General features: G+C 62.7%; 18 protein-coding genes, 1 tRNA gene and 1 rRNA gene. 10 read left to right on the top strand and 10 right to left on the bottom strand.

All coding sequences use genetic code 11. From position 1 onward, the window contains the following. The first annotated feature begins 134 nt into the window (after positions 1-134). Together rrf and F474_RS06935 are read left to right on the top strand one after the other, a co-directional pair. Positions 135-250 (top strand): 5S ribosomal RNA (gene rrf / locus F474_RS06930). Between the two features lie 362 nt (positions 251-612). Further along, complete coding sequence (locus F474_RS06935) at positions 613-2,100, top strand: SulP family inorganic anion transporter (RefSeq protein ID WP_097088490.1); 1,488 nt, start codon at positions 613-615, stop codon at positions 2,098-2,100. A gap of 75 nt (positions 2,101-2,175) precedes the next feature. Here the strand turns inward: F474_RS06935 and mksF are convergent, their stop codons facing one another. Genes mksF through mksB form a run of 3 tightly spaced genes read right to left on the bottom strand, consistent with a single transcriptional unit; the run spans position 2,176 to position 6,981 of the window. After that, complete coding sequence (gene mksF, locus F474_RS06940; protein WP_097088492.1) at positions 2,176-5,007, bottom strand: Mks condensin complex protein MksF; 2,832 nt, start codon at positions 5,005-5,007, stop codon at positions 2,176-2,178. Then, a complete protein-coding gene (mksE, locus tag F474_RS06945) occupies positions 5,004-5,711 on the bottom strand; it encodes an Mks condensin complex protein MksE (protein ID WP_097088494.1) in 708 nt (235 codons plus the stop codon). The genes mksF and mksE overlap by 4 nt, the downstream gene beginning before the upstream one ends. Next, positions 5,701-6,981: an Mks condensin complex protein MksB gene (gene mksB, locus F474_RS06950; RefSeq protein ID WP_097088496.1), complete on the bottom strand. Its 1,281-nt coding sequence runs from the start codon at positions 6,979-6,981 to the stop codon at positions 5,701-5,703. The genes mksE and mksB overlap by 11 nt, the downstream gene beginning before the upstream one ends. A gap of 138 nt (positions 6,982-7,119) precedes the next feature. Between mksB and F474_RS06955 the strand changes: the two genes are divergently transcribed. Together F474_RS06955 and rimI are read left to right on the top strand one after the other, a co-directional pair. After that, entirely contained in the window at positions 7,120-7,896 is a 777-nt protein-coding gene (locus F474_RS06955) for an energy transducer TonB (protein ID WP_097088498.1), read from the top strand. Next, positions 7,893-8,342 (top strand): ribosomal protein S18-alanine N-acetyltransferase, encoded by a 450-nt coding sequence (rimI, locus tag F474_RS06960; RefSeq protein ID WP_097088500.1) that lies wholly within the window; start codon positions 7,893-7,895, stop codon positions 8,340-8,342. Before F474_RS06955 ends, rimI begins: the two co-directional genes overlap by 4 nt. A gap of 3 nt (positions 8,343-8,345) precedes the next feature. On the opposite strand, the gene F474_RS06965 is transcribed toward rimI, so the two are convergent. After that, positions 8,346-8,753 (bottom strand): serine kinase/phosphatase, encoded by a 408-nt coding sequence (locus F474_RS06965; protein WP_097088502.1) that lies wholly within the window; start codon positions 8,751-8,753, stop codon positions 8,346-8,348. Between the two features lie 147 nt (positions 8,754-8,900). Between F474_RS06965 and can the strand changes: the two genes are divergently transcribed. Further along, the gene (gene can, locus F474_RS06970) at positions 8,901-9,539 is read left to right on the top strand and encodes a carbonate dehydratase (protein WP_097088504.1); all 639 of its coding nucleotides are present in this window, start codon (positions 8,901-8,903) and stop codon (positions 9,537-9,539) included. A gap of 3 nt (positions 9,540-9,542) precedes the next feature. On the opposite strand, the gene F474_RS06975 is transcribed toward can, so the two are convergent. Then, the gene (locus F474_RS06975) at positions 9,543-10,709 is read right to left on the bottom strand and encodes a hypothetical protein (protein WP_097088505.1); all 1,167 of its coding nucleotides are present in this window, start codon (positions 10,707-10,709) and stop codon (positions 9,543-9,545) included. On the opposite strand from F474_RS06975, the gene F474_RS06980 reads away from it, so the two are divergent. Continuing rightward, on the top strand, positions 10,708-11,310 hold the full coding sequence (locus F474_RS06980) for a D-Ala-D-Ala carboxypeptidase family metallohydrolase (RefSeq protein WP_097088507.1): 603 nt from the start codon (positions 10,708-10,710) through the stop codon (positions 11,308-11,310). The two genes, F474_RS06975 and F474_RS06980, sit on opposite strands and share 2 nt — an antisense overlap. Before the next feature lie 2 nt (positions 11,311-11,312). Here F474_RS06980 and F474_RS06985 read toward each other — a convergent pair whose 3' ends face one another. Next, positions 11,313-12,254: a 2-hydroxyacid dehydrogenase gene (locus F474_RS06985; protein ID WP_097088509.1), complete on the bottom strand. Its 942-nt coding sequence runs from the start codon at positions 12,252-12,254 to the stop codon at positions 11,313-11,315. Between the two features lie 116 nt (positions 12,255-12,370). Here F474_RS06985 and F474_RS06990 point away from each other — a divergent pair, with 116 nt between their 5' ends. Continuing rightward, positions 12,371-13,066, top strand: coding sequence for a TerC family protein (locus F474_RS06990; RefSeq protein ID WP_097088511.1), 696 nt, complete (start codon positions 12,371-12,373; stop codon positions 13,064-13,066). Here the strand turns inward: F474_RS06990 and acpA are convergent. The 3 genes from acpA to F474_RS07005 all read right to left on the bottom strand — a co-directional run bounded on the left by acpA (position 13,047) and on the right by F474_RS07005 (position 16,564). Further along, positions 13,047-14,738, bottom strand: coding sequence for an acid phosphatase (gene acpA, locus F474_RS06995; RefSeq protein ID WP_097088512.1), 1,692 nt, complete (start codon positions 14,736-14,738; stop codon positions 13,047-13,049). The genes F474_RS06990 and acpA overlap by 20 nt on opposite strands. A 79-nt stretch (positions 14,739-14,817) precedes the next feature. Continuing rightward, on the bottom strand, positions 14,818-16,263 hold the full coding sequence (gene proP / locus F474_RS07000) for a glycine betaine/L-proline transporter ProP (RefSeq protein ID WP_097088514.1): 1,446 nt from the start codon (positions 16,261-16,263) through the stop codon (positions 14,818-14,820). A 224-nt stretch (positions 16,264-16,487) separates the two neighbouring features. Further along, a tRNA-Met gene (locus tag F474_RS07005) sits at positions 16,488-16,564 on the bottom strand. 220 nt (positions 16,565-16,784) lie between these two features. Here F474_RS07005 and F474_RS07010 point away from each other — a divergent pair. Both F474_RS07010 and F474_RS07015 read left to right on the top strand, forming a co-directional pair. Further along, positions 16,785-18,842 (top strand): methyl-accepting chemotaxis protein, encoded by a 2,058-nt coding sequence (locus tag F474_RS07010; protein WP_097088517.1) that lies wholly within the window; start codon positions 16,785-16,787, stop codon positions 18,840-18,842. A gap of 93 nt (positions 18,843-18,935) precedes the next feature. Next, positions 18,936-20,153 (top strand): MFS transporter, encoded by a 1,218-nt coding sequence (locus F474_RS07015; protein ID WP_097088519.1) that lies wholly within the window; start codon positions 18,936-18,938, stop codon positions 20,151-20,153. A 36-nt stretch (positions 20,154-20,189) separates the two neighbouring features. Here the strand turns inward: F474_RS07015 and F474_RS07020 are convergent, their stop codons facing one another. Next, on the bottom strand, positions 20,190-21,062 hold the full coding sequence (locus F474_RS07020) for a LysR substrate-binding domain-containing protein (protein ID WP_097088521.1): 873 nt from the start codon (positions 21,060-21,062) through the stop codon (positions 20,190-20,192). 153 nt (positions 21,063-21,215) lie between these two features. On the opposite strand from F474_RS07020, the gene F474_RS07025 reads away from it, so the two are divergent. Beyond that, a complete protein-coding gene (locus F474_RS07025) occupies positions 21,216-24,251 on the top strand; it encodes an FAD-binding and (Fe-S)-binding domain-containing protein (protein WP_097088523.1) in 3,036 nt (1,011 codons plus the stop codon). The last annotated feature ends 47 nt before the right edge of the window (positions 24,252-24,298 follow it).

Here is a 24,298-nt window from a genome sequence, read left to right on the forward strand (position 1 = left end):
ACCATATAACACCCAAGCAATCTGCCCAGAGCAGATGCGGTGGTGAAGCGACACAGCCGAAAATTCGCCAGATACGCACAAACATCACATACCTGAATTCGCTGCAACGCCTAGGCGCGGCAGCTACCGAATTTCTTGACGACCATAGAGCGTTGGAACCACCTGATCCCATCCCGAACTCAGTAGTGAAACGACGCATCGCCGATGGTAGTGTGGGGTTTCCCCATGTGAGAGTAGGTCATCGTCAAGATTCAAACCCGCAGAACCCCAATCGTGAAAACGATTGGGGTTTTGTCTTTTCAGCGGAAGGGGATTGCTGTGCAACCGCGCAGTTCATCCAGGAGCGGTTGTAAGCCTGAGTCCATCGCGGGTATTATCCCGAAGTCCTTTTCTGCCGCCTTGAAGGAAATACTTTTGTCCTGCACCCACTGGCTGCCTACGCCGCCATAGCGCTACGCCCCCTCGCAACACCCTAATCGCCACCTAGTCGCGGTTAACTTCTGCTGCGCCTGTTTCGGACGCCGCTGCCCCCCACTGAATTGAAGACAGAAGCACCTGCATTGCTCAGTGCCTGCCGCTGCGCTTTGTGCCGTGTCTGCTATGGGTGAATCCATGCTTGAAAAGATCAAAGCTGCCTGGCTATCTAACGTCCGGGCTGACGTCCTCGCGGGCCTCGTCGTTGCCCTGGCCCTTATTCCCGAGGCCATCGCCTTCTCGATTATCGCCGGGGTTGATCCCAAAGTTGGCCTTTATGCCTCGTTCTGTATTTGTACGGTCATTGCCTTCGCCGGCGGTCGGCCTGCAATGATATCTGCCGCCACGGGCGCCATGGCCCTGCTGATGGTGAACTTGGTCAAGGATCATGGCCTTCAATACCTGCTTGCTGCCTCCCTGTTGTGCGGCGTGTTGCAAATAGCAGCAGGTTATCTGCGGTTGGGAGCGCTGATGCGCTTCGTATCACGCTCGGTTGTGACCGGTTTTGTGAATGCCTTGGCTATCCTGATTTTCATGGCGCAGTTACCCGAGTTGACCGGTGTCACTTGGCCGGTTTACGCCCTGACGGCGGGCGGCCTCACAATCATTTATCTGTTTCCTCGACTACCGGTGGTGGGCAAACTATTGCCATCGCCGCTGGTGTGCATCATCGTCCTCACCGCCATCTCGATATATATGGGGCTGAACATTCATACGGTAGGGGATATGGGCGCCTTGCCGAACAGTCTGCCGATTTTCATGTGGCCAAACGTGCCGCTGAATCTGCAGACCCTGCTGATCGTGCTTCCTTACTCAGCGGCTCTGGCTGTGGTAGGGCTGCTGGAGTCCATGATGACTGCAACCATCGTGGATGACCTCACCGACACCTCTAGCGACAAGAACCGTGAATGCAAAGGTCAAGGGCTTGCCAATATCGCAAGCAGTCTTATAGGGGGCATGGCAGGCTGCGCAATGATTGGCCAATCGATGATCAACGTTAAATCCGGCGGCCGCACCCGCCTCTCTACCCTGTCTGCCGGGCTTTCCCTGCTGATCATGATGATCTTCCTGGGCGACTGGTTGGCCCGGATACCGATGGCGGCGTTGGTCGCCGTGATGATCATGGTATCTATCAGCACCTTCAGCTGGGGATCGATCCGCAATCTGAAGCAGTACCCGCTCTCAACCAACATCGTGATGCTTGTCACCGTGGTGGTCGTGGTCGCGACTCATAATCTTGCATTTGGGGTAGTCGCCGGCACATTACTGGCAGCGATGTTCTTCGCCAACAAAATCGGCCATTACCTTGAAGTGGCTTCCAAGCGGGACCCTGAAAATGCTCACCGTACGTACTATGTCACTGGCCAGGTGTTCTTTGGTTCGGCAGACAGGTTCTCCAGCGCTTTCGATCTCAAGGAGCGACTGGACACCCTCACCATTGACCTGCGTGAAGCTCATTTCTGGGACATCACGGCTGTGGCTGCGCTAGACAAGATAGTGCTCAAGCTTCGTCGCGAAGGCATGCAGGTGGATGTGATCGGGATGAACCAGGCGACCTCAACGCTTGTGGACCGTTTCGGCATACATGACAAGCCCGAGGGTATTGGCACGCTGATGGAGCACTGACGCCAGCCTTGTGGAAGATACAAAAAAACCGCATGGCTGCAAGACCATGCGGTTTTCTTGAACGGCCGGAAATGCTTAAACCAGCTCATCCTCCGCCACAGGATTATTAACAGCGTTTACCCGATCCAACCGGCTGATGTACTTCCAGTCCGCCTCGTCGATATAGATGCCATTAGGCCCGCTGCCCCCTTCCAAATCGATAGCAACCTTGGCCGATACCTGCGGTTTCACGCTCGCAAGGATAGGCGTGAAGCCCAATTGGAGGCTGGTTTCCAGCAGGGCCGCCTGGTTACGTTCATCGATGTCGGCAGCTTCGTCCAGGTAGTACGGCAAGCGCACACGGCCCGCTTGCTCACGGTCCATCAGGTGCAGCAACAGGTACATGTTGGTCAGCGCCTTGATCGTCATGGTGGTGCCATTGGATGCCGCACCGTCGATGTCGGTGTGGATCACCGGCTGGCCTCCGACCTTGGTGATCTCGAATGCCAGTTCGAACAGGTCCTTGAGGCCCAACTGGTTATGGTTGGCCGCAACCAGGCGAGCGAGGTATTCCTTGGCTTCCTCGTTCTTGTTGTCCTGCTCGGCACTTTGGCTCAGGTCGAATACTGAAAGCGTTTCGCCTTCTTCATATTGGCCCGCGCTGTGGATGATCTGATCGATATGCTTGAGCGCTTCCTTGTTGGGCGCCAACACGATACGGAAGCTCTGAAGGTTCGATACCTGCTTGCGGTTGATCTCGCGATTGAACAGCGCCAGTTGGTGCTCAAGGCTGTCGTAATCGCTGCGGATGTTGCGCAGCGTTCGGGCAATATCGGTGACCGCCGCGCGGCGTGCCTTGCCCAGGGTCAGCGCTTCATCCTGGCGGTGAGCGTAAGCGTTGATCAGCAGTTGCAGGCGGCGCTCGTGATCTTCTTCGCTGTCGAACTTCGCCACGCCTTTGAGCCGTACCTGCGCATAGAGGGCTTCGATCTGGCCATCGACCCGCAGCAGGCTTTGCCAGCTGTCCTGATAGTCATGAAGCAGCGGCAGCAGGTTATCCATGGAATCATCGACCGGTTCCATCCACGGCGTGCCGAATGGCAGGTCCGCAGGCAGCAATTGGCGCCGGCGCAGTGCATCTTCGAGCGTGCGCTGTTGCGCTTCGAGGTCGGCGATCTGCCGGCCCACCAGTTGCAGCTTGGCAGACAGCTGCTGCACCCGCTCGGCAAAGGCGTCGCTGGCTCGCTTCAGGCCATCCTGAGCTTCTTCCATCTGCGCCAGCTGCTGCAGTTTTTCCGCCTCCTCCGCACTGAGCGTCTGGGTGCGGCGGAAGTCTTCCAGGGCCTTTTGGGCGTCCAGCACCTGCTGGTAGAGCGCGTCGCTTTGCGCCTTGCTCGCCGCGCGGTCCGCCGCCACGGCCTGCTGTGTCTTGAGCTGGCGCAGCTCTTTTTCCAGGCGCTCTTTCTGGTCACGCAGCGCCGCGCGATCAGCCAGAGCCTGAAGCGCAGGCGGCTCGATGTGGGACAAATCGATCGACAGCCCCGGCAATTCGAAGCGCTCGCCTTTGAAGCGATCCAGCACTGCCTCAATCGACTGCACCCAAGCGTCGCTGTCGTCCAGTGCAATACCATCCTGCCCTAGCGGTAGGCTGAACAGTGCGCCATTGAACAAGCGCATCAACCGCTCGACATCCTGCTGCGAGAATTCCTCGCGCAGGCGTGCATAGCTGTTGTTGTCGGCGTGCTCGAGTTGCTGTTTCACCGACTTGAGGCGGCGCTCCAGCTCTCTGAGGCGCTCATCCAGGTCTTCGCTGCTGAACTGGCGCGACTGCGCCAGCGCACCGGCCAGTTCGTCGTGCGCATCCTTGGCGGCAAGCAGTTGCTGTTCGAGCACCTTGACGTCTTCGACCAGGGCAAAACGATTCTTCAGCACCGCCAGCTCACCCAGCCAGCGCTGGATACCGGTGATCTCGCGCTCCAGCCGCATCAGCTCCTGGGTGCCACCGCGTTGCTCATCCTGAAGCGCATCCTGTTCGTGGCGATAATGCTCTGCCTGGATCACCAGCTCTTCTTTGCGCCCCCCGGAATATTCCTGCCAAGTGCCCAGTAGGCTGTCGAGCAATGGAGACAAGCGGTGCAGCTTGCCGCGCAGCACGTCACGCTGGGCGACGCCATTGGCCAATGCCTCAACCAATGGGCCGGCGGTAACCAATGCGGTGTAATCGGCTTCCATGCGGCGTACATCGCGGAAGGCTTCTTCGCAGGCTGCGATGTAGTCGACGCTGCCGGAGCGCAAGCTGTGCTCGAATGCATCGAGGAACAGCTGCTTGAGTTTGGCCGCGGTGATTTCCCGCATGTGCAGCAGGTTGATGAACAGCGCGCGGAAAGTCTTCAAGCTCTGCTCGCTGGTCGAGCGCAAAGGGATCAGCGTCATGTCCAGGGGAATCGACGTATGCCCCCCCACAAGCAAGCGGCGCAGTTCGTCGGGCTTGAGCTCATAGGCCTTCAACCCCGCCTGCTCGAGATTGGCAAACAGCGCCTTCTGGCGCAGGCAGGTGTCATCCTTCTGGTAATGAGCCAGGTCCAGCTCACCGGCATAAGCGAAGAATTGGTGGCCGAAACCACCGCCCGGGCCCCGGCCCACGCAGCCGATTACATGCGGCCCATGGGGCAGCATCACTTCGCAGAGGATGTAGCTGGTGTCGGTAGCGAAATAGAACCGCCGCGACTGCTCCAGGCTGTACTTGCCGAAAGCCATGTCGGACATGCGCGCCAGGATCGGAAACTGCAAGGCGTTGATCGAGGCACTCTTGCCCAGGTTGTTGGCGCCATACACCGACAGCGGCTCTTCCAGAGGGAACAACCCCAGGCTGTAGCCTGCGGTATTCAGCAGGGCGAAACGGCGGATGCCGTAGCGTTCCTGGCTCATGCGTCGATCTCCTGTTGTTCCTGGGCAATGGCGCGGGCCAAAGCCTGTTCTTCCGTTTCATCATCGGAAAAGGGGGTAAGGTCCAGGGGGTCATCCGTGTGCGCTATGGCAGTGTCTTCTTCGCTGGGCAGCATTTCCGGAACCGGCAGCGGCAAGTGGCTGTGCACGCTGGCGGCCAGGTCCCGGTCCTGTTGTACGGCCAGGCAGACATCAAGGAAGCGGTGCATGGGCGGCAGGAAGCGATAAACACCGTTCTCTTCACTGGCGAAGCCCAGTTGGGTCATGCGCCGCATCACCTTTTCTTCCAGCTCTTCCTGGGTCTGCACTTCGGCCTGAAGAAACAGGTCGCGGTACTTGTCCAGCAGCGAGGGAAGCTCTTCGCGGCCCAAACTGCCACCGTCGAGCACGGCCAGCGGGTCACGGCCCTGGTCAGCCAGGTGCTCGACCAGGATGAAGGTAAACAGTGAGAGGCGCTGCGCGGTCTTGTTCACCTGTGCTGCGGTGATTTCCGGCACGAAATAGTAGAACCCACGGGTGTCGCACACCAGCTCGAAGCCCATGGCTTTGAACAGGCCGCGGTACTGGTCCTGGCAGTTGGACAATTGGGCATACAGCTCCGCGTCACGGCGGCTGATGTGGAAGCCTTTGAACAGCTCGCGAAAAATCGGTGCAAGCTGAGTCAGTTCGGAAAGATCAAGTTGCATGGGCAGGGCTCGCTTGAGGTTCGGCCGCTGCGTCCGCCGGGGACTGCAGCGCGTAGGAGCGCAGGCTGACCTGATGCTCGCGGGTGAAATAATCCTGGCGCTCCAGGCGGTGGCGGGCGAAGCGCTTCTCGCGGGACAGGCGTGAGAACCAGTACAACAGCTCGTCAGTGGCGCCTTCAGGTTCCTGCTCCAGCAACCAGGCCATCAGGTCGGGCAGGGGCAGGGCGTCTTCGCAGCGCTCAAGCATCTCGCGCACGGTGCGTGGTGCACGCGCCGGCTCGCCGCGGCCTGGCGCGCGATGGGCCTTGGGAAAGCGCGCGGGTTTGGACTCGAAGCGGGCCAGGGCGTAAACATAGGCCTCCACCTGGCTGGCGTTGCCAAGAAAGTTGCTCTGCGGCCGGGTAAACAGCGGCATGGCTGCCTGTGGCACTGCGTCCAGGCCCTTGCGCCGGATGGCCGAGAGTGCCAATGCGGCGCCGCGCGTCACGGCGTTGTGCCGGCGCGCCTCTTCGCGCAGCGGCAACAGCAGCTCGCGAGCCCGCCGCAGGGTGAGCTGGGCGTGGGTCTGCATTTCAAGGATGCGCGCATGCGTGCGCACCAGCATGTCGTCATCTACCAGGTGGCCCAGGCGCTGCTGCTCGCCCATCAGGCGAAGCAGCACGTTCTCGACCTTGCGAACGCCTTGCTCGAACGCCCCGTCGGCATTTACCAACTGGATCATGGGCTCGACGTATTCGTCCCAGGTGGCAAGCACTTCAGCGTAACGCTGGCGCAGCGGGATCTGCCGGTCACTGGTTTTGGCGCGCTCGGCCACCGCCACTAGCGCTTGTTCGTCGTTGCCGAGCTTTTTGAGTACATCACGCACCCGCATGTCGAGCAGGCGCAGCTGGCGTGCCAGGTCATTGCCGTCGCGGTTGTCGAAGGCTTCCTGGATATGCCCGGCCAACCGTTCCAGGTGGCGCAGGTAGGCTTCGATTTCCAGGCACAGGCCCAAGCGGTGCTCATGGCGCAGGTAGGCCAGGAAGTCGTGGATCTGCGCGTTAAGCTCGAAGCGGTTGGGGCTTTTGGCCACCGGCACCAGGATATCCAGGCGGATCCACACATCCAGCAGAGCGGTAATGTCCTGGGGCGTGCTGTCTACCTGCTGGCGCGCCAGTTGCAGGCGAAGCTCTGTCAGGCTCAGCGTGCCCTGGTCGAAGTGCTCGCACAGTGGCTCCAGCAAGGCCCAGTGTTCGGCAAGGGCGCGCAGCACGCGCTTGGGTTCGATCATGGGGGCGACTCGTTGCCAGAAAAAGGGCCGATTGTACTGCATCGGCGCGCCCAAGGCCGTGTTGCTGATCGGCCGCCATGCGCGGCAACGGCTTTCGCGGTTAGAATACCGCCTCGTTCGCTGACCGATGCCCGCCTTGTGCTGACCGAACCCCGCCGTCGCGCTTATCTCGATGCCATGCAGATCGTGCAATGGCTGCCCCGTGCCGAGCTACCCTTCGCCGCGCCCTCGCGCCCAGCGCTTCTCATCGAGCCTGAGCCTGCGGCCGAGGTTCAAGCGGAGCGCGAGCCGGCCACGGCCGCCCCTGGCCGAGCGCCCATTGAAGCGCTGCGCCCAAAAGTGGCGAAAGTCGAAATCCCACGCCCTGCGCCGGCACAGCCCAAAGTCAAAGCGCAAGAGGCGGTAAAAAACATCGAAGCTGCTGTGGCAGCAGTGCCGCCGCCGCGTTTCGCCCTGCAGCTGCTGCGCGCGGGGCGCTGCCTGCTGCTGGTCGAGCTGCCCACAGGCGAAGCATTCCAGAGCCGCGACCCTGCGTACCTTCTGCTCAAGGATATGCTGCGCGCTGCCGGGCTGCCCGATTCGCCAAAGATAGTCGGCGACCCGGTGCGTTGGCCGTTACTCACCCGAGGCAACCTCGACCAAGGCCCGCAGGCCGCCACTGACTTCGTCCAAGGCTTCGTCGCCGCGCAGGTTGAGCGGGAACCTTGTATCTGCCTCTGGCTGGTCGGCCTGCCCGCCTTGCGCTTCGGTGGCGCCAGCGACGCCGACAGCTACCATCGGCATTGGCAGGTCGAGGGCCTGGGCGAGGCCTGGGGAGTGCCTGGCCTGGAGCTGCTGATGGACGAACCGCAACGCAAGGCCGCCGTATGGCAGTCGATGCGCACCCTCATGCCCCGTTGGATTACCACTGAATGATCGACGCTGTAAGTTTTCGCCCTATGACCGAGGCCGACCTCGAAGCGGTGCTCAAGATCGAATACGCGGCCTTCACCCATCCGTGGACACGGGGTATTTTCCTCGATGGGCTCAAGTCCTACGACATCTGGCTGATGTTCGATGGCGAGCAACAGGTGGGCCATGGGGTGCTGAGCATCATTCTCGATGAAGCTCATCTATTGAATATCACGGTAAAGCCTGAGAGCCAGGGCCGTGGCCTCGGCCTGCGCTTGCTCGAGCATCTAATGGGCCGCGCAAATGAGCGAGGCGCCAAGGAATGCTTTCTGGAAGTACGCGCCAGCAACCAGGTGGCTTACCGGCTCTATGAACGCTACGGCTTCAACGAAATTGGCCGGCGCCGGGACTATTACCCCGCCGCCGGCGGCCGTGAAGATGCACTGGTGATGGCCTGCACCTTGCTCTAACGCTTATTCAGGCCTGCCGTCGAGCGGCAGCACGTGTGCCAGCTCCTCTTCATCCAGGCCGTGGCCTGCGCCGATCTCGTCCTGGTCCCGAATAGAAAAGTCACGGTCGCCCGCCTTGCCGTGCCCCGGTTCAGTGGGGCCACGAGCGCCGTCTTCGGGGATCAGCACGGCGGGGTCCAGGTCATCGTCGGTCGGGTGGTGGTCCGCGGTCGACGCGCCGGTCATCCCTGCCTCCTGGGTTCGGCGGGCGCTGAGTTCCTGCTCACGGATGTCATCCGGCAGTTCATCGCCAATACGGCCGGTGGTTTCATCCTGGTCGAAATCCAGGCTTTCGATCGACCCCATGCGGTCGTTGTCATCATCGATGGGGGTAGGTTCCGGGCTATGCAATGGGCGCTGTGGGCGATTCATGAAGAGGTTCTCCTTTTTCGAGCCTGTCAGAGGTGGACCCGCATCGGCGGGGGAGATTCCATCGGCAGGATAGGCTGGCCAAGTGGGTGCGACGTGACTTAATCCGGAAGGCCGCAGTCACACCCTGTAACAATGAGGAGACCTGAAATGCACGACTTGCAAGAGCTGCTCGATAACAACGCCCGTTGGGCCGAGTCGATCAATGAAAGAGACCCTGAGTTCTTCGCCAAGCTCGCTCGCCAGCAAACGCCGGAGTTTCTCTGGATCGGCTGTTCCGATGCGCGGGTGCCCGCCAACGAGATCGTCGGCATGCTGCCGGGCGACCTGTTCGTGCACCGCAATGTTGCCAACGTGGTGCTGCACACGGACCTGAATTGCCTGTCAGTGATCCAGTACGCGGTGGATGTATTGAAGGTCAAACATATTCTGGTCACCGGCCACTACGGTTGCGGCGGCGTGCGCGCCGCTATGCAGGACCAGCAGTTCGGCCTTATCGATGGCTGGCTGCGCAGCATCCGTGACCTGTATTACGTGCACCGGCATGACGTTGCCCAACTGCCCACCGAAGAGGCGCAGGTGGACCGCATGTGCGAACTGAACGTGATCCAGCAGGTGTCCAACGTCGCCCAGACCACCATCGTGCAGAACGCCTGGCACCGGGGCCAGGCGTTGTCGATTCACGGTTGCATCTACGGTATCAAAGATGGCCGCTGGAAGAGCCTGGATACCAATATCAGCGGCCTGGACCAATTGCCGCAGCAATATCGCCTGCGGCCGATCGGCTGACGCTCAGCGGTCTGCCGGCGCGGTAGCCGGCAGCGCCTGGCGCAGTTGGGTGGCACTGGCCTTGGCCTGGGGCGTGGTGCACTTGGCCTCGGCCTGCTGGGCGTTGAGGTTGCGGATCTGCGTATAGAACACCTCGCAGGTCTGGGTCGCCTGGGCCACCTGCCATTTGTTGGTGCAATCGCTGAGGGTGGTTTTCGGGTCGGCGCCTGGGTTCACGCCCATGCCGGCTTGCCAGCAGGCGGCGCTCAGGTCTTGCCCCATCACCTTCAGGCCCACCGCATCGGCTTCCTGTTCGTTGCCTTTATAGGTTTCAGGGTCAGCGGCGTACCAGATGTAACTGGGGTGGTTGGCGCCCAACACCGCAACGGTCTGCCCAGGGGTAGGGCTGACGCTGCCCAGGCCCAATACGCCCACTTTAGCCCCGTATTGTTGCTGCACCCAGCTGCGCACCGGCGCACCGAAGGCGACCATCGGCAGGCTCTGGCCCTGCTGGCCGGCGGTGAGGTTCTGCACCATGCGGGTCTGATAGGGCGTGAAGTAGTTGTAGGTCTTGGCCAAGGTGTCGCCGGCGTTGGCAGGTGCGGCGATCGGCGCGATGTCTACGATCGTCTGGTATTGGGCAGTCTGCGCCTTGGGCACGCCGTTGAGCTGCAGCAAGGTGTCCCAGCGGTCGGTGGTCTTGGATTCCAGGTAATCCTGCGCCTGGGTCAGCGAGTAATCCGGCGGGAAGTGCAGCAGCTCTACGCTCTTGCGGTTTTCGAGCGCCATCCCCAAGGGCAGGAACAATGCCCAGTTGTAGGCCCAGCCACCGGCCTGGTTGAGTTCGTTGGCGCCTTGCCAGGCCAGGTCTCCCGCATCCAGCAGTTGCTGCAAGGGTGTTGCGTAGTCTTGTGGCACTTCGGTGATGCTGGCGCTCAGGTTGCCGTTGGTTTCGGTCACGGTGACCTGGGCGCTGGGGTAACCGTCGCGCTGCACGCTCTGGGTCAGGTAGTGTTGCACTGTCTGTTCCAGCGTCCAGGGGCGGTAGCAGATTACCGAGCAATTGTTTGGGAAGGCGAACAAACGGGTCACGCGCTCGCGCGTACCCAGGTCCACTTGTGTATCGGCTTGAGCGGCGACGCTGGCCAGGGCCAGCCCGAGGGCAACAACAGCAGGAGAACACTTGAGCATGAGCAACCACTCCTTGTTGGCGAAGAAGCGGCATCATGGCGCAATCGCCCTGGCCTGGCTACTGGCGCTGCCAGGCTTTACGCAGGCCGCACAGGACGGCCGGGGCCAGGCCGAGTTCGAACAGTGGCACAAAGGCGGGCAAGCTCAGCGGTTCAAGGCATATCTGGTCCAGGAGCATCTCGATCAGGTGGCGCCGTTGTATCAATTGCTGCGCAGCGCCAGCGACTGGCAGCGCTGCGGCGCAGAGCCTTTTGCAGTGCCGCCCGAAGCGCTGTGGCCCTCGGTCAAGCGCACCCTGGCGCTGCTCAAGACGCTGCGAGACAGCGGCGTCATCGGCGCTTTCGAGGTGGTCTCGGCTTATCGCTCCCCGGCGCTCAACCAGTGCGCCGGTGGCGCGGCCAACAGCGCGCACAGCCGCGCCTATGCGGTCGACCTCTGGTTGGGTGCACCGGCGCCGCAGCTATGCGCCTTCTGGAAGGCCCATGGCAAGGGCTGGGCGATGGGCCTGTCGCGTTACCCTTCCGGGCGTATCCATATCGACACTGCCGGCTACCGCACCTGGGGGCAGGACTATACCCGCGCCAGCGCCTTGTGCCAGTGAGTTCAGAAGCCCGGCACCGGGGTCAGTACCGGCCGGCCGGAGAAATGCGCCAGCAGGTTCTGCGTGACCATTTCTACCGTCGCGCGCACCGCCTCGGGCGACAGCCCCGCCAGGTGGGGCGTCAGCACGACGTTATTGAGCACTTTCAAGGCGTCGGGTACGTTGGGCTCGTCATCGAATACGTCCAGGCCCGCCCCGGCGAGCTCACCGGCTTGGAGGGCGGCCAGCAAGGCGGCCGTATCGACCACGCTCCCACGCGCGATATTGATCAGAAACCCGTTGGCACCCAAGGCTTGCAGGGCCTCGGCATCCACCAGCTGCTGGGTGTCGGAGCCGCCGGGCGTAGCAACGATCAGGAAATCGCTGTCCGCTGCCAGCGCCTTCACGCTATCGTGGTAGCGGTAGTCGACATCGCTGCGCGGGCGGCGGTTGTGGTAGCTCACAGCCATGCCGAAACCCAGGCCGGCGCGCCTGGCGATCGCCACGCCTACTGCGCCCAGGCCCAGCACGCCGAGCCGCTTGCCCGCCAGCGAGGGGCGCATGACCTTGCTCCACTCTCCCCGGCGTACCGAGGCATCGGCGCGCGGGATATCACGCACCAGCGCCAGCAGCAGGGCCATGGCATGGTCGGCGACGGTCGAAGCGTTGACGCCTGCGCCATTGGTGACCATGATGCCGCGCCTGCGTGCCGCCTCCAGGTCGACGTGCTCATAGCCGGCGCCGATCACGGTGATGATCTCAAGCTTTGGCAACGCATCGATCTCGTCGGCCCGCAAGCCCAGCGGGCCGCGGGTGAGCACGGCGTTGATGTGCTCGCCCTGTTGCGCGATCGCCTCGGCACGGGCCGCCGGGGTGGTGGCAAGGATGAGTTGGAAGCCGGCATTTTCCAGAATCGGCAGGTAATCACCGATCGTTTCCACCAGCACCAGAACCTTAGCGCTCATGGGCAATCTCCATTAAACCAGCCTTAGGGCAGCTTTAAATACCGCCTGCGTGTCGGCGGCGCAACCTGCTTCACCATTCAAACCTGAAGCTAAGGCTTCGATCCGAAGGAATCTTCATGACGTGGTTCACTGATCCAGGTATCTGGATCGCCCTGTTACAGATATTGGCCATCGACATTCTGCTGGGCGGCGACAACGCTGTAGTCATCGCCATGGCGTGCCGCCGCCTCCCCGAACAGAAGCGAAAGCAAGCCATCTGGGGCGGGATGCTGGGCGCCATTCTGGTGCGCATCGTGCTGCTGTTTTTCGCCATGCAGCTGCTTGCGCTGCCTTGGCTGAAGCTGCTGGGGGCGTTGTTGTTGCTATGGGTAGGCATCAAGCTCATCGGTGCGGGTGATGACGACGACGAGGTCGACGGTGGGGTGCGCCTGTGGACGGCGATCCGCACCATCGTCATCGCCGATGTGGTGATGTCGCTGGATAACGTGATTGCAGTGGCAGCGGCCGGGCAGGGCAATCTCTGGCTGGTGTCGGCGGGGGTGCTGATCAGCATCCCGCTGATCGTGCTTGGCAGCCGCCTGGTACTGGCACTGATGGACCGCTTTCCGTCAGTGGTGCTGCTCGGCGGCGCCCTGATTGGCTGGATCGCCGGCGGCATGGGGGTTGCCGATCCCGCCTTGCATCGCTGGCTCCCGCCAATCCAGCCCTGGATGCATTACCTTGCCAGCGCTGCCGGCGCTGCGCTGGTACTGGCAATAGGGCTGGGCATGGCACGCTGGCGCGACCGCCAGCTTAAAAACGCAGCGCATTAGTCAGGTCACCCATCGGCACCTGCCCGCGCCCGGCCATGGCTTGGTCGCGGGCTTTGATGCCGTCGAGTGTTTCAAGGCCGAACACCCGAGTGATCAAGCGCAGGATCGAAGCGGTGTCGTAAACGGTGTGGTCCACCATGCCCTTGCGTGCGAAGGGCGACACCACCAGTGCCGGGATCCGGGAGCCCGGCCCCCAGCGGTCGCCCTTCGGCGGCGCTACGTGATCCCACCAGCCGCCGTTTTCGTCCACCGTCACGACCACGACCATGTTCTTCCACTGTGGGCTTTCCATCAGCGTCTTCAGTGCGCGAACGATATGGCGATCGCCCGAAGCCACATCGGCGTAACCGGCGTGCAGGTTGAGGTTGCCTTGCGGCTTGTAGAAGGTCACGGCAGGCAGCTTGCCGGCTGCTGCATCGGCGAGGAACTTGTTGCTGCCAGGGTCATCGCCCAGGCCACCGTCGCGCAGGCGGCGCTGGCGCTCCTCGGGGTTTTCCGGGCCCTGTTGTTTGAAGTAGTTAAACGGTTGGTGGTGGTACTGGAAGTTGGGAATCTTCGGGATACCGCCGGAGTCCTTGAACTGATCGATGGTGGCTTGCCAGGCACCGGCGTACCAGGCCCAGTCGATGTTTTTCTTCGACAGCTTGTCGCCAATATGCTCGTGAGTCTGGGGCACTAGCACGTTGGGCAGGTCAGGCTTGGAGTAATCCGGCCGGTCGGTGTCCCGCAGCCAAGTGGGCCAGTAGGGCGGGGCCATGGTGTTGACCGCGTAACCGTCTGGGGTCAGCGCGCTGGGGCCGAACTGCGGCGGGCCATCCATTGCGCTGGCCGGGGATTGGTCCAAGGGCTTGAGGCGGTAGTCCAGCGGGTCGTCGCTCACGAGTGTGGCAATCTGGCCCTTGGCCACCGAGTTGCGAGCGTTCGGGTACACCGGTGCGGTGGCGCTGACCAGGTACTGGTGATTGAGAAACGAGCCCCCGAAGGCCCCCTGGAAGAAGTTGTCGCACAGCACGAACTCTCGGGCCATGTCCCACAGCTGCAGCGCGTACCGGCTCTGGTTGTAATAGCCCATGGTCAGGCCACCGGAATCGGCCCAGGCCACGAACATGTCGTTCTTGCCGCCATTGATCTGCATCTGGTTCTGATAGAACACATGCCAGAGGTCGCGCGTTACCACGCCCATTGGCAGGTCTTCGCCCTGGGGGCCTTTGAGGGCGAAGGGTGCATTGGGCAGGTTCTGCTGGTATTGCGTGCCGTTGGGGTAGGTCACGCCTTCGACTGTCTGGGGGCCTAGCTGAACCGTCCCGCCCCACACTGGCGGCAGTTGCTTGAGCAGCTCGCCGTTACGGTCACGTTGTTGGTAATCGGCAGGCCGCAACTGGCCTAGCGGTTTCTCGGTACCGGGGAAGTCCGCGAACAGATTATTGAAGCTGCGGTTTTCAGCGTAGATGACCACGACGGTCTTGACGTTGGCCCGCAGCGCTGTGTCGAGCTCAGCGCCGCGCAACGGTGTGTCACTTGGGTTGGTGGCATTGCCCTTGCCGCCTTCGGTGGCACCGCAGGCGGCGAGGGTGGCGCCCGCGCCCACTACCGCGATACCGCCTAGAAAACGGCGGCGTGAGGTATCGGGCAGGGTGTGGGCAGGTGCATCGTCATCATGCTTGCGGCTCATGTCAGCGGCTCCGGAGATATTTCTAAATATTTCCGGGACGCTAACAATCAGGTATGACGAAACGGTGACAAATGCCCGCTCACACCGGCGGTTTCTTATCCACAGTCACCGGCGCGTCGCTGGCCAGCAATTCGCGGGCTTCCTCTTCGCTGCCCACCGCCGGCGGCGAACCGCGAAGTGGCTTACCGGCAGTTTCATGCACCGTACGCATGGTCAGAATGCCGATCACGGCAGCGACCATCAGGTAGTAGGCCGGCACCATGGGGTCGCCGGTCTTTTCTACCAGCCAGGCGGTGACCAGCGGGGTGGTGCCCCCGAACAGCGATACCGAAATGTTGAAAGCGATCGACAACGCGCTGTAACGGATAGGCGTGTAGAACAGCGCCGGCAGCGTGGACGGCATGGAACTGGTGAAGCACGCCAACGCTATGCCCAACAGCATCAGGCCGAGGAAGATCAGCCCGTCATGGCCGCTGCCCACCAGTTTCAGGCATGGCACGGCCAGCACCAGCAGCGCAACGCACGCGCCTATGATCATTGGCTTGCGCCCGAGGCGGTCGCTGAAGTGCCCGCCCAGTACGTTGAGCGGCATCATCACCAGCATCACGATCAGGATCAGCAGCAGGCCCTTGGTTTCGGCATAGCCCATGGTGACCGACAGGTAGCTGGGCATGTAGGTCAGCAGCATGTAGTCAGTGACGTTGAACACCAGCACAAGGCCCACGCACTTGAGCAGCGCGCCGCGGTGCAGGGTGAATAGGTCGCGCAGCCGGTGCGCGGGTGCCTCGTCCTTGTTCTTGGCCATCGCCTCGTTGTGCGCCTGGAACGCCGGGGTCTCTTCCAGCTTCAGGCGCATGTAGAGGCCCAGCAGGCCCAGGGGGCCCGCGACGAAGAAGGGCACGCGCCAGCCCCAGTCCAGCAGTTGCTCGGCCGACAGCAGCGTCGTCAGCAGGGTAACGGTGCCAGCGCCGGCGATGTAGCCGGCGAGGGTGCCGAACTCCAACCAGCTGCCCATTCGCCCGCGCTTGGCATCGGTTGAATACTCGGCGATGAAGGTTGCAGCACCGCCGTACTCGCCGCCGGTAGAGAAACCCTGCACCAGGCGCGCCAGCAACAACAGGATCGGTGCCCAGATGCCGATGCTGGCATAACTGGGGATAAGGCCGATGCTGAACGTGCCCAGCGCCATCATGATCATGGTCAGGGCCAGGATCTTCTGCCGGCCGAACTTGTCGCCCAACGGGCCGAACACCATGCCGCCCAGCGGGCGAACAAGGAAGGCCACGGTAAAGGTGGCAAATGTCGCAATCAGCTGCGCGGCTGCATCCCCCTCGGGAAAGAACACCTTGCCCAAGGTCACTGCGATGTAGCCATATACGCCGAAGTCGAACCACTCCATCGCATTACCCAGCGCCGCGGCGCCGACAGCTCGCTTGAGCATCGCGTCGTCGACGACTGTCAGGTCCTGGGGTTTGACTTCGTGGCGGCGCTTGAACCAGCCAATGTGGGCATGATGCCGAGCCATGGGGGGATCTCCTCTTTCAGTGAAGGGTATGACCCAGGCGGCGCGCCGAGAGTGCGATGAGCGAGCTAGTATTTATGAAAAAAAGCGTTGGTCGGCCAAAGGTTTGGGTGGGGGCGAGCACTGCACGGGGTGCGAAGGGGAGTAATTCGGCGCGAATGTGATGGCGATCGGGACGGCCAGAAACGACAAAGCCCACCGTGAGGTGGGCTTCGTGTTACAGCGTATGGTGGCTACACAGGGACTTGAACCCCGGACCCCAGCATTATGAATGCTATGCTCTAACCAACTGAGCTATGTAGCCAAGTGGCGCGCATTATTCGCGTTGGCCGGCGAGGTGTCAACCCTCTCGTTGAAATATTTCTTCAACCGATCAACGGGTTAGCCCGTTCACCCCCCAGCACTGCATTCATTCTGGATCCCGCCGATAAACGAACCATGGCAGCGGTTCGCTTCTTGCAATGATTTCAATATGCCATGGCCCGATCCGCGCCGTGGCGCGGGTCCAGTGGAGAAGTTGACCTATGAATGCGTTTTTGGCACCGGGGATCGGGCTGCTTGGCCGATTCCGTTTTGCTCGTAAATTCCAGCTGTTGTTCCTGCTCTTCATGATGCCATTGGCGGCCAGCCTCTGGATGGTCGCCAGCGACTACAAGCAGCGCCTGGGCGCCATCGGCAAGGAGAGAACCGGCGTGTTACAGCTGTTGGCGCTTGAGCAGGTAGACGACCTGCTGGTGATGCAGCGCGACCGCGCCGCGCGCTGGAAGGCCGTCGACATCCTCCGCGAACCTACGCCGGCTGCGCGTGAAGCCATGGCAGCCCTACAGGGTGGCACTGCGCCGCTGGCTCAGGCGATCAAGCAATTGGGTGAGGCCCTCGAGGCATCGGGCGCCAGCACTGGTGCTTTAAAACGTTACCAAGCGCTACAGCAAGCCACCCAAGGCCTGGACGTGGAGGGTATTCGCACCTCAGGCTGGTGGCCGGACGGCTATGAAAAATTCACTTCCGCCATCGGCACCGTGCAATTGCTGCGCGAGCAACTGGCCATGGACAGCGGCCTGATTCTCGACCCCTGGATGGAAACTTACCTGCTCATGCAGATCAGCACCACCCAGGCACCGGGCGCCGTCGAGCGGGTGGGCCGCCTGGCCAGTGTGGGTGAGGCCTCGGTGGTCGCCGGCCAGTTCAGCTTGCAAAGCCGGCTTCAGATGCGCGACCTGCGTAGCCGTATCGGCGATGCGCGGGAGCAGTTGGTCAAAAGCGGTGACATGCTCAAGGCCCGATTGCCCGACGGGCTGGAAGCCTGGACCGCCCAATATCAGAGCAGCATCGAGCGCCTTGACCAGGAACTCAAGCGCCTGGACGACGGGCTGTTTGGCGGCTCGGTGACGATGGCTGCCGCTGACTTCGAGAAAAACATCGATGGCTTGCTGGCCGAGCTCTCCGCTCTGCGCAAGCAGTCGCTGCTCTCGCTCGACAATCGCCTGGCCTTCTACCATGGCCAGGCAGTCATGCAGTTTCTGCCGGTGGCAGGCAGCTTCGCCGTGCTCTTGCTGGCTGCGCTGTACCTGTTCGTATGCCTGCAGGCATCGATTCGCAACAGTGCTCGGGGCATCACTACGCTGGCCGAGTCGCTGCGCGACGGCAACCTCTGCGTGCAGGTACAGGTCACTGGCAAGGACGAGCTGGCAGTGATCAGCACAGCCCTCAACAGTGCCGTGGTGCAACTGCGCGGCAGCTTGGGCGGGGTCGATCGCGAAACGGTTGCCTTGGGTGGAACGGTGCAGGCGCTCAACAGCCAGGCCGGCGCGACGTTGATCGAGGTTGAACAGCAGCAACAGCAGATCAGCCAGATCGCCACCGCGGCCACCCAGTTGGCCGCCACCTCCCAGGGCGTGGCGCAAAGTTGCGAGCTTGCCTCCAGCACCGCGCAGCAGACTCGCCAGATCGCGATGGCCAGCAGCCGCGACAGCCAGCGCACCACCGACAGCATCCAGCAGCTCAACCAGCGCCTGGCCGACACCGCACAGGCGTTGAGCCGGGTGAGCGAGCAGGGCCAGCAGATCCAGTCAGTGGTGGATGTGATCGGCGGCATCGCCGGGCAAACCAACTTGCTGGCGCTCAATGCCGCCATCGAGGCGGCGCGTGCCGGCGAGCAGGGCCGGGGGTTTGCGGTGGTGGCCGATGAGGTGCGTAGCCTGTCGCAACGTACCCAGGCGTCCACTGCGCAGATCGCCAGTACCGTCGACAGCCTTCGCGGTACTGTGCGCCAGGCCGTCGAGCTGATGGAGGTGGCCTGCGCCCAGGCCTTGCAGGACGCCCAGGCGGTCACTGGGCTTGGCGAGAGCCTGGGCAAGATTGCCGGCGCTGTGCAGGATGTGACCGATAACCTCACGCTCATCGCAACGGCGGTGGAGCAGCAGGCGGCCACGGCCGATGAAGTCAGCGGCAACATCCAGCAAATCGACCAGGCTGCCATGCGCTTGCTCGACGGTGCCAGGGCGGTCAACGGTGCGGCAGATCAATTGAGCGCCGGCAGCCGCAGCCTGAGCCAGAACACTGCACGGTTCCAGCTTGCTTGAGAAACATCTTGTAACTGCAATCTGGCCTTAGATGATCCAAAGTGGCACAGTGATGCACCTGAACCGTGCATCACTTCCCTCCAGGTATCTTCTATGGCTATCAGCAATGCCGCCAACCCTGCGGCGCCCTCCGCCGCGCCCAACCCCCAGACGCTGGTGATGAGCATCGTGCTCTCCTGCGGGCTGGCGCACCTGATCAACGACCTGATCCAGTCCGTGCTGCCGTCGATCTATCCGCTGCTCAAAGCCAACTACGGTCTGACGTTTACCCAGGTAGGGATGATCACCCTGACCTTCCAGGTCACCGCCTCGCTGCTGCAGCCCTGGATCGGCTTCTACACCGACCGCCATCCCAAGCCGTTTCTGCTTCCGGCGGGTATGGTCTGCACCTTGCTCGGCATCATCATGCTGGCCTTCGTCACCAGCTTCCCGACCATCTTGCTGGCCTCGGCACTGATCGGGATCGGTTCGTCGACCTTCCACCCCGAAACCTCCCGGGTGGCGCGGCTGGCCTCCGGCGGGCGGTTCGGCCTGGCCCAATCCACGTTTCAGGTGGGCGGTAACGCCGGCACGGCCATCGGGCCTCTGCTGGCGGCGGCGATCATCATTCCGTTCGGGCAAACCCATGTCGCCTGGTTCGGGCTGTTCGCGGTATTCGCCATTGGTGTGCAGTACGGCCTGAGCCGTTGGTACCGGAACCACCTCAACAATGCCAAGGGCAAAAAGCGCGCCGAGGCCAGCCACGGGCTCAGCCGTGGCCGCGTAACCTGGGCGCTGGTGGTGCTGGCGTTGCTGGTGTTCTCCAAATACATCTACATGTCGAGCATCACCAGCTATTACACCTTCTACCTCATCGACAAATTCGACCTGTCGGTTGCCAGCTCGCAACTGCACCTGTTCCTGTTTCTCGGCGCTGTGGCTGCCGGCACGTTCTTCGGCGGCCCGATCGGCGATCGCATCGGCCGCAAGGCGGTGATCTGGTTCTCGATCCTGGGCGCGGCGCCGTTCACCCTGGCACTGCCCTATGTGGACCTGTTCTGGACCAGCGTGCTCAGCGTGATCATCGGCTTCGTGCTGGCGTCGGCCTTCTCGGCGATCGTGGTGTATGCCCAGGAGTTGGTGCCGGGCAATGTCGGCATGATCGCCGGCGTGTTTTTCGGCCTGATGTTCGGCTTCAGCGGCATCGCGGCCGCGGCGCTTGGCTCAGTGGCCGATGCCCGGGGCATCGAGTTCGTGTATCAGGTGTGCTCGTTCATGCCGTTGCTGGGGATCCTCACGGTTCTGCTGCCCTCGACCGGCAAGAAGGCTTAAGCGGCGCGGGCGAGGCTGCTTTCAACGTTCAGGCGTTCAGATCTGGCCTAGCAGCCACCCTTTGAACGCCCTCAACGACGGCAGCCCTTCGTTGCGCGGTGGGTAGGCCAGGTAATAGCTTCGCCGGCTGGCGAACGTCTCGCCACTCCAGGCCAGCTCCCCTTTGGCCAGCTCTTCTTCCACCAGCACCCGGGGCACCAAGCCGATACCGATGCCGGCCCGCACCGCCTGCACCAGGTGCGAGGTCAGCTCGAAGCTGGGCCCCAGGCGCATGGTGCGGTGGGCCAGGCCATGGTGGCTGAACCACTCCGGCCACGCCTGCGGGTTATTGGCGACATTGAGCAGCACTTGCCCAGGCACCTCTGGCGGCGCCAGTGCCGGCGAGCCCGGTGCATGAATCACCACCAGCTCCTCGGTTTGCAGCCGATGGCACGCCAGGCCGGGCAGCTCGCCGGTTCCTACCGCGATGGCCGCGTCTATCTCGCTGGTGGCGAAGTCGATGGGCTCGATGCGCGAATGAATGTGCACCAACATCCCCGGATGCGCCCGGTAGAAGTGATGCAGCCGTGGCAACAACCACTTCGAGCCGAACGTGGGCAGGGTCGCCAGGCGTAATGTGCCGACGCCAGACTGGAAGGCCAGAGCCTGCAGAGTGGCGCTGCGAATCTGCCCCAGCGCCTCGGCCACCTCGCGCTGGTACAGCCGGCCAACGTCGGTCAGCTGCACCTGCCGGCCCTCGCGGCGAAACAGGGTCAGCCCCAGGCTTTTTTCCAGTGCCTGAACCTGGCGGCTCACGGCGCTCTGGGTCAGCGAGAGCTCTTCCGCCGCGCGGGTATAGCTTTCATGGCGGGCAGCAGCCTCAAAGGCGAGCAGCAGAGACATCGAAGGCGTCAGGTGGCGATAATTCATTCGTAAAAGTCATCGATAAGCGGTCGATTTTCCGTTTGTCCCAGGCGACTAATCGCGCGAGCATGACAACACCGAATGAGAGGCTGCCGCAGCCACCGCCTGATGGCAAGCGCAGGCCCACCGTATTTGCTTACCAGCCTGACGAGGCCCCTAATGATCGCCGCCTTGCAACCGGCCGCCGCAGCGGCCAGCTACCGTGATTTTCTCGCCGCGCTCCAGAGCGCCGGCTTCAAGGGTGAAATCAGCGCCGACTACGCCAGCCGCACGGTGCTGGCCACCGATAACTCCATCTACCAGCGCCTGCCGCAGGCGGCGGTATTCCCGCGTGACGCCGATGACGTGACGCTGATCGCCCGCTTGATGGGCGAGGCGGCTTTCAGCACGGTCAAGCTCACTCCACGCGGCGGTGGCACCGGCACCAACGGGCAGTCGCTGACCGACGGTATCGTGGTCGACCTGTCACGCCACATGAACCAGATCCTCGAGATCGACGTAGAAGGCCGTTGGGTGCGGGTGCAGGCGGGGGTGGTCAAAGACCAGCTCAACGCCGCGCTCAAACCCTATGGGCTGTTCTTCGCGCCGGAGCTTTCCACCTCAAACCGGGCAACCGTCGGCGGCATGATCAACACCGATGCCAGCGGCCAGGGCAGTTGCACCTACGGCAAGACCCGCGACCACGTACTGGCGCTCGACAGCGTGCTGCTGGGGGGCCAAAGGCTGCAAAGCCAGCCAATCGATGAGGCCGAGCTCGAGCGCCAGTGCGCTCGCCAGGACCGCGTCGGCCAGGTCTACAGAGTCGCCAGGCACATCAACGACACCCAGGGCGATCTGATCGAGGCGCGGTTTCCCAAGCTCAACCGCTGCCTGACCGGCTACGACCTGGCGCATCTGCGCGACGAGCAGGGGCGCTTCAACCTCAACAGCGTGATGTGCGGCGCCGAAGGCTCGCTGGGCTTCGTGGTGGAGGCGCGGCTGAACGTGCTGCCGATCCCGAAATACTCGGTATTGGTGAACATCCGCTACGCAGGCTTCATGGATGCGCTGCGCGACGCCCGTGCGCTGCTTGAGCACAAGCCGCTATCGATCGAAACCGTCGATTCCAAGGTGCTGTTGCTGGCCATGAAAGACATCGTCTGGCACAGCGTGGCCGAGTACTTTCCGGCCGATGAAGCCCGCCCGACTCTGGGCATCAATCTGGTGGAGTTCAGCGGCGACGACGCCGAGCAGGTCAGCGCACGCGTTCGCGCCTTCGTCCAGCATCTGCAAAGCGACACCGGCGTCGAGCGCCTGGGCCACACCCTGGCCGAGGGGGCTGAGGCGGTGAACCGGGTATACGCCATGCGCAAGCGCTCGGTGGGCCTGCTGGGGAATGTGGAGGGCGAAATCCGGCCGCAGCCGTTCGTCGAAGACACGGCCGTGCCGCCGGAGCAGTTGGCCGACTACATAGCCGAATTCCGCGCCCTGCTCGACAGCCATGGCCTGGCCTATGGCATGTTCGGCCATGTCGACGCCGGTGTACTGCACGTGCGCCCGGCCCTGGACATGAAAGACCCGGCTCAGGCTGCGCTGGTGCGGCCGATCTCCGATGCGGTGGCCGAGCTGACCCAGCGCTATGGGGGCCTGCTTTGGGGTGAGCACGGCAAGGGGGTGCGCTCCGAATACGCACCTGCGTTCTTCGGTGAGCTGTACCCGGCCCTGCAAGCGCTCAAGGGCGCCTTCGACCCGCACAACCAGCTCAACCCCGGCAAGATCTGCACCCCGCTGGAGAGTGAGGAGGCCTTGCTCAAGGTGGATGAAGTGACGCTGCGTGGCGACCTCGACCGCACCATCGACGAGCGTGTATGGCAAAGCTACGGCACGGCTGTGCATTGCAACGGCAACGGGGCCTGCTACAACTACGACCCCAACGACGCCATGTGCCCGTCCTGGAAGGCCACGCGCCAACGCCAGCACTCGCCCAAGGGGCGTGCCTCGCTGATCCGCGAGTGGCTGCGGCTGCAGGGCCAGGCGGGGGTCGACGTGCTCGCACCGGCGCAGCGCACGCCGAGCTTCTTCAGGGGCTTGCCCGAGCGCATCCGCAACAGCCGCGCGCAGCGCCAGGGCGAGCAGGACTTTTCCCATGAGGTGTACGACGCCATGGCTGGTTGCCTGGCCTGCAAGTCCTGCGCGGGCCAGTGCCCGATCAAAGTCAACGTGCCGGAGTTTCGCTCACGCTTTCTGGAGCTCTACCACGGCCGTTACCTGCGCCCGGCCCGCGATTACCTGATCGGCTCGCTGGAGTTCACCATTCCGTACCTGGCGCGTTTCCCGGCGCTGTACAACGGCCTGATGAATGCGGGTTGGGTGAAAAAGCTGCTGGCCAACCACGTAGGCATGGTCGACAGCCCGCTGATCAGCCGCTTCGATTTTCAGGCGCTCACCCGCCGCTGGAACGTCCGTGCCGCTACGCCCAAAGCCCTGCTGGGGATCAGCGCCGAGGCCCGTGAGCGCAGCGTGATCATCGTCCAGGACGCTTTCACCCGTTACTTCGAAACGCCGCTACTGGCTCATTTCATCGAGCTGGCCGCCCGCCTGGGTTACCAGGTGTTTCTCGCGCCATTCAGCGCCAACGGCAAGCCCCTTCACGTGCAAGGGTTCCTCGGGGCGTTCAACAAGGCCGCTGTGCGCAATGCCAGCCAGTTGCAAGCATTGAGCAGTTTTGGTGTACGCCTGGTCGGGCTGGACCCGGCCATGACGCTGGTTTACCGTCAGGAGTATCAGAAGGTGCCGGGTATCGGCCTGGCGCCGAAAGTGGAGCTGCCTCAGGAGTGGCTGCTCGATGCGCTGCCTGAACGCGCGCCTGCGGCACAGGCGGGCCGATTCCGCCTGTTGGCGCACTGCACCGAGAAAACCAATGCCCCGGCCAGCAGCAAGCAATGGGAAACGCTGTTCGCTCGCGCCGGCCTGAAGCTCAGCACGCAGGCCACCGGCTGTTGCGGAATGTCTGGCACCTATGGGCATGAGGCGCGCAACCAGGAAACCTCGCGGACGATCTTCGACCAGTCCTGGGCGCGCCAGGTGGCCGCACCGGCCCAGGAGGAGGGTGAGGCGTTGGCCACCGGTTACTCCTGCCGCAGCCAGACCAAACGCTACACGGACAAAACCCTGCGCCACCCGCTTGAGGTGCTGCTGCAGTTGCAACGCGGGTGATCCTTGGTGCGCGGGCGTGGTCTGAAGTGTTCAGGCCGCCCCCGCGG

Origin of the sequence: Pseudomonas sp. URIL14HWK12:I12 (assembly GCF_003097135.1) — a bacterium.
Taxonomy (GTDB): Bacteria; Pseudomonadota; Gammaproteobacteria; order Pseudomonadales; family Pseudomonadaceae; genus Aquipseudomonas.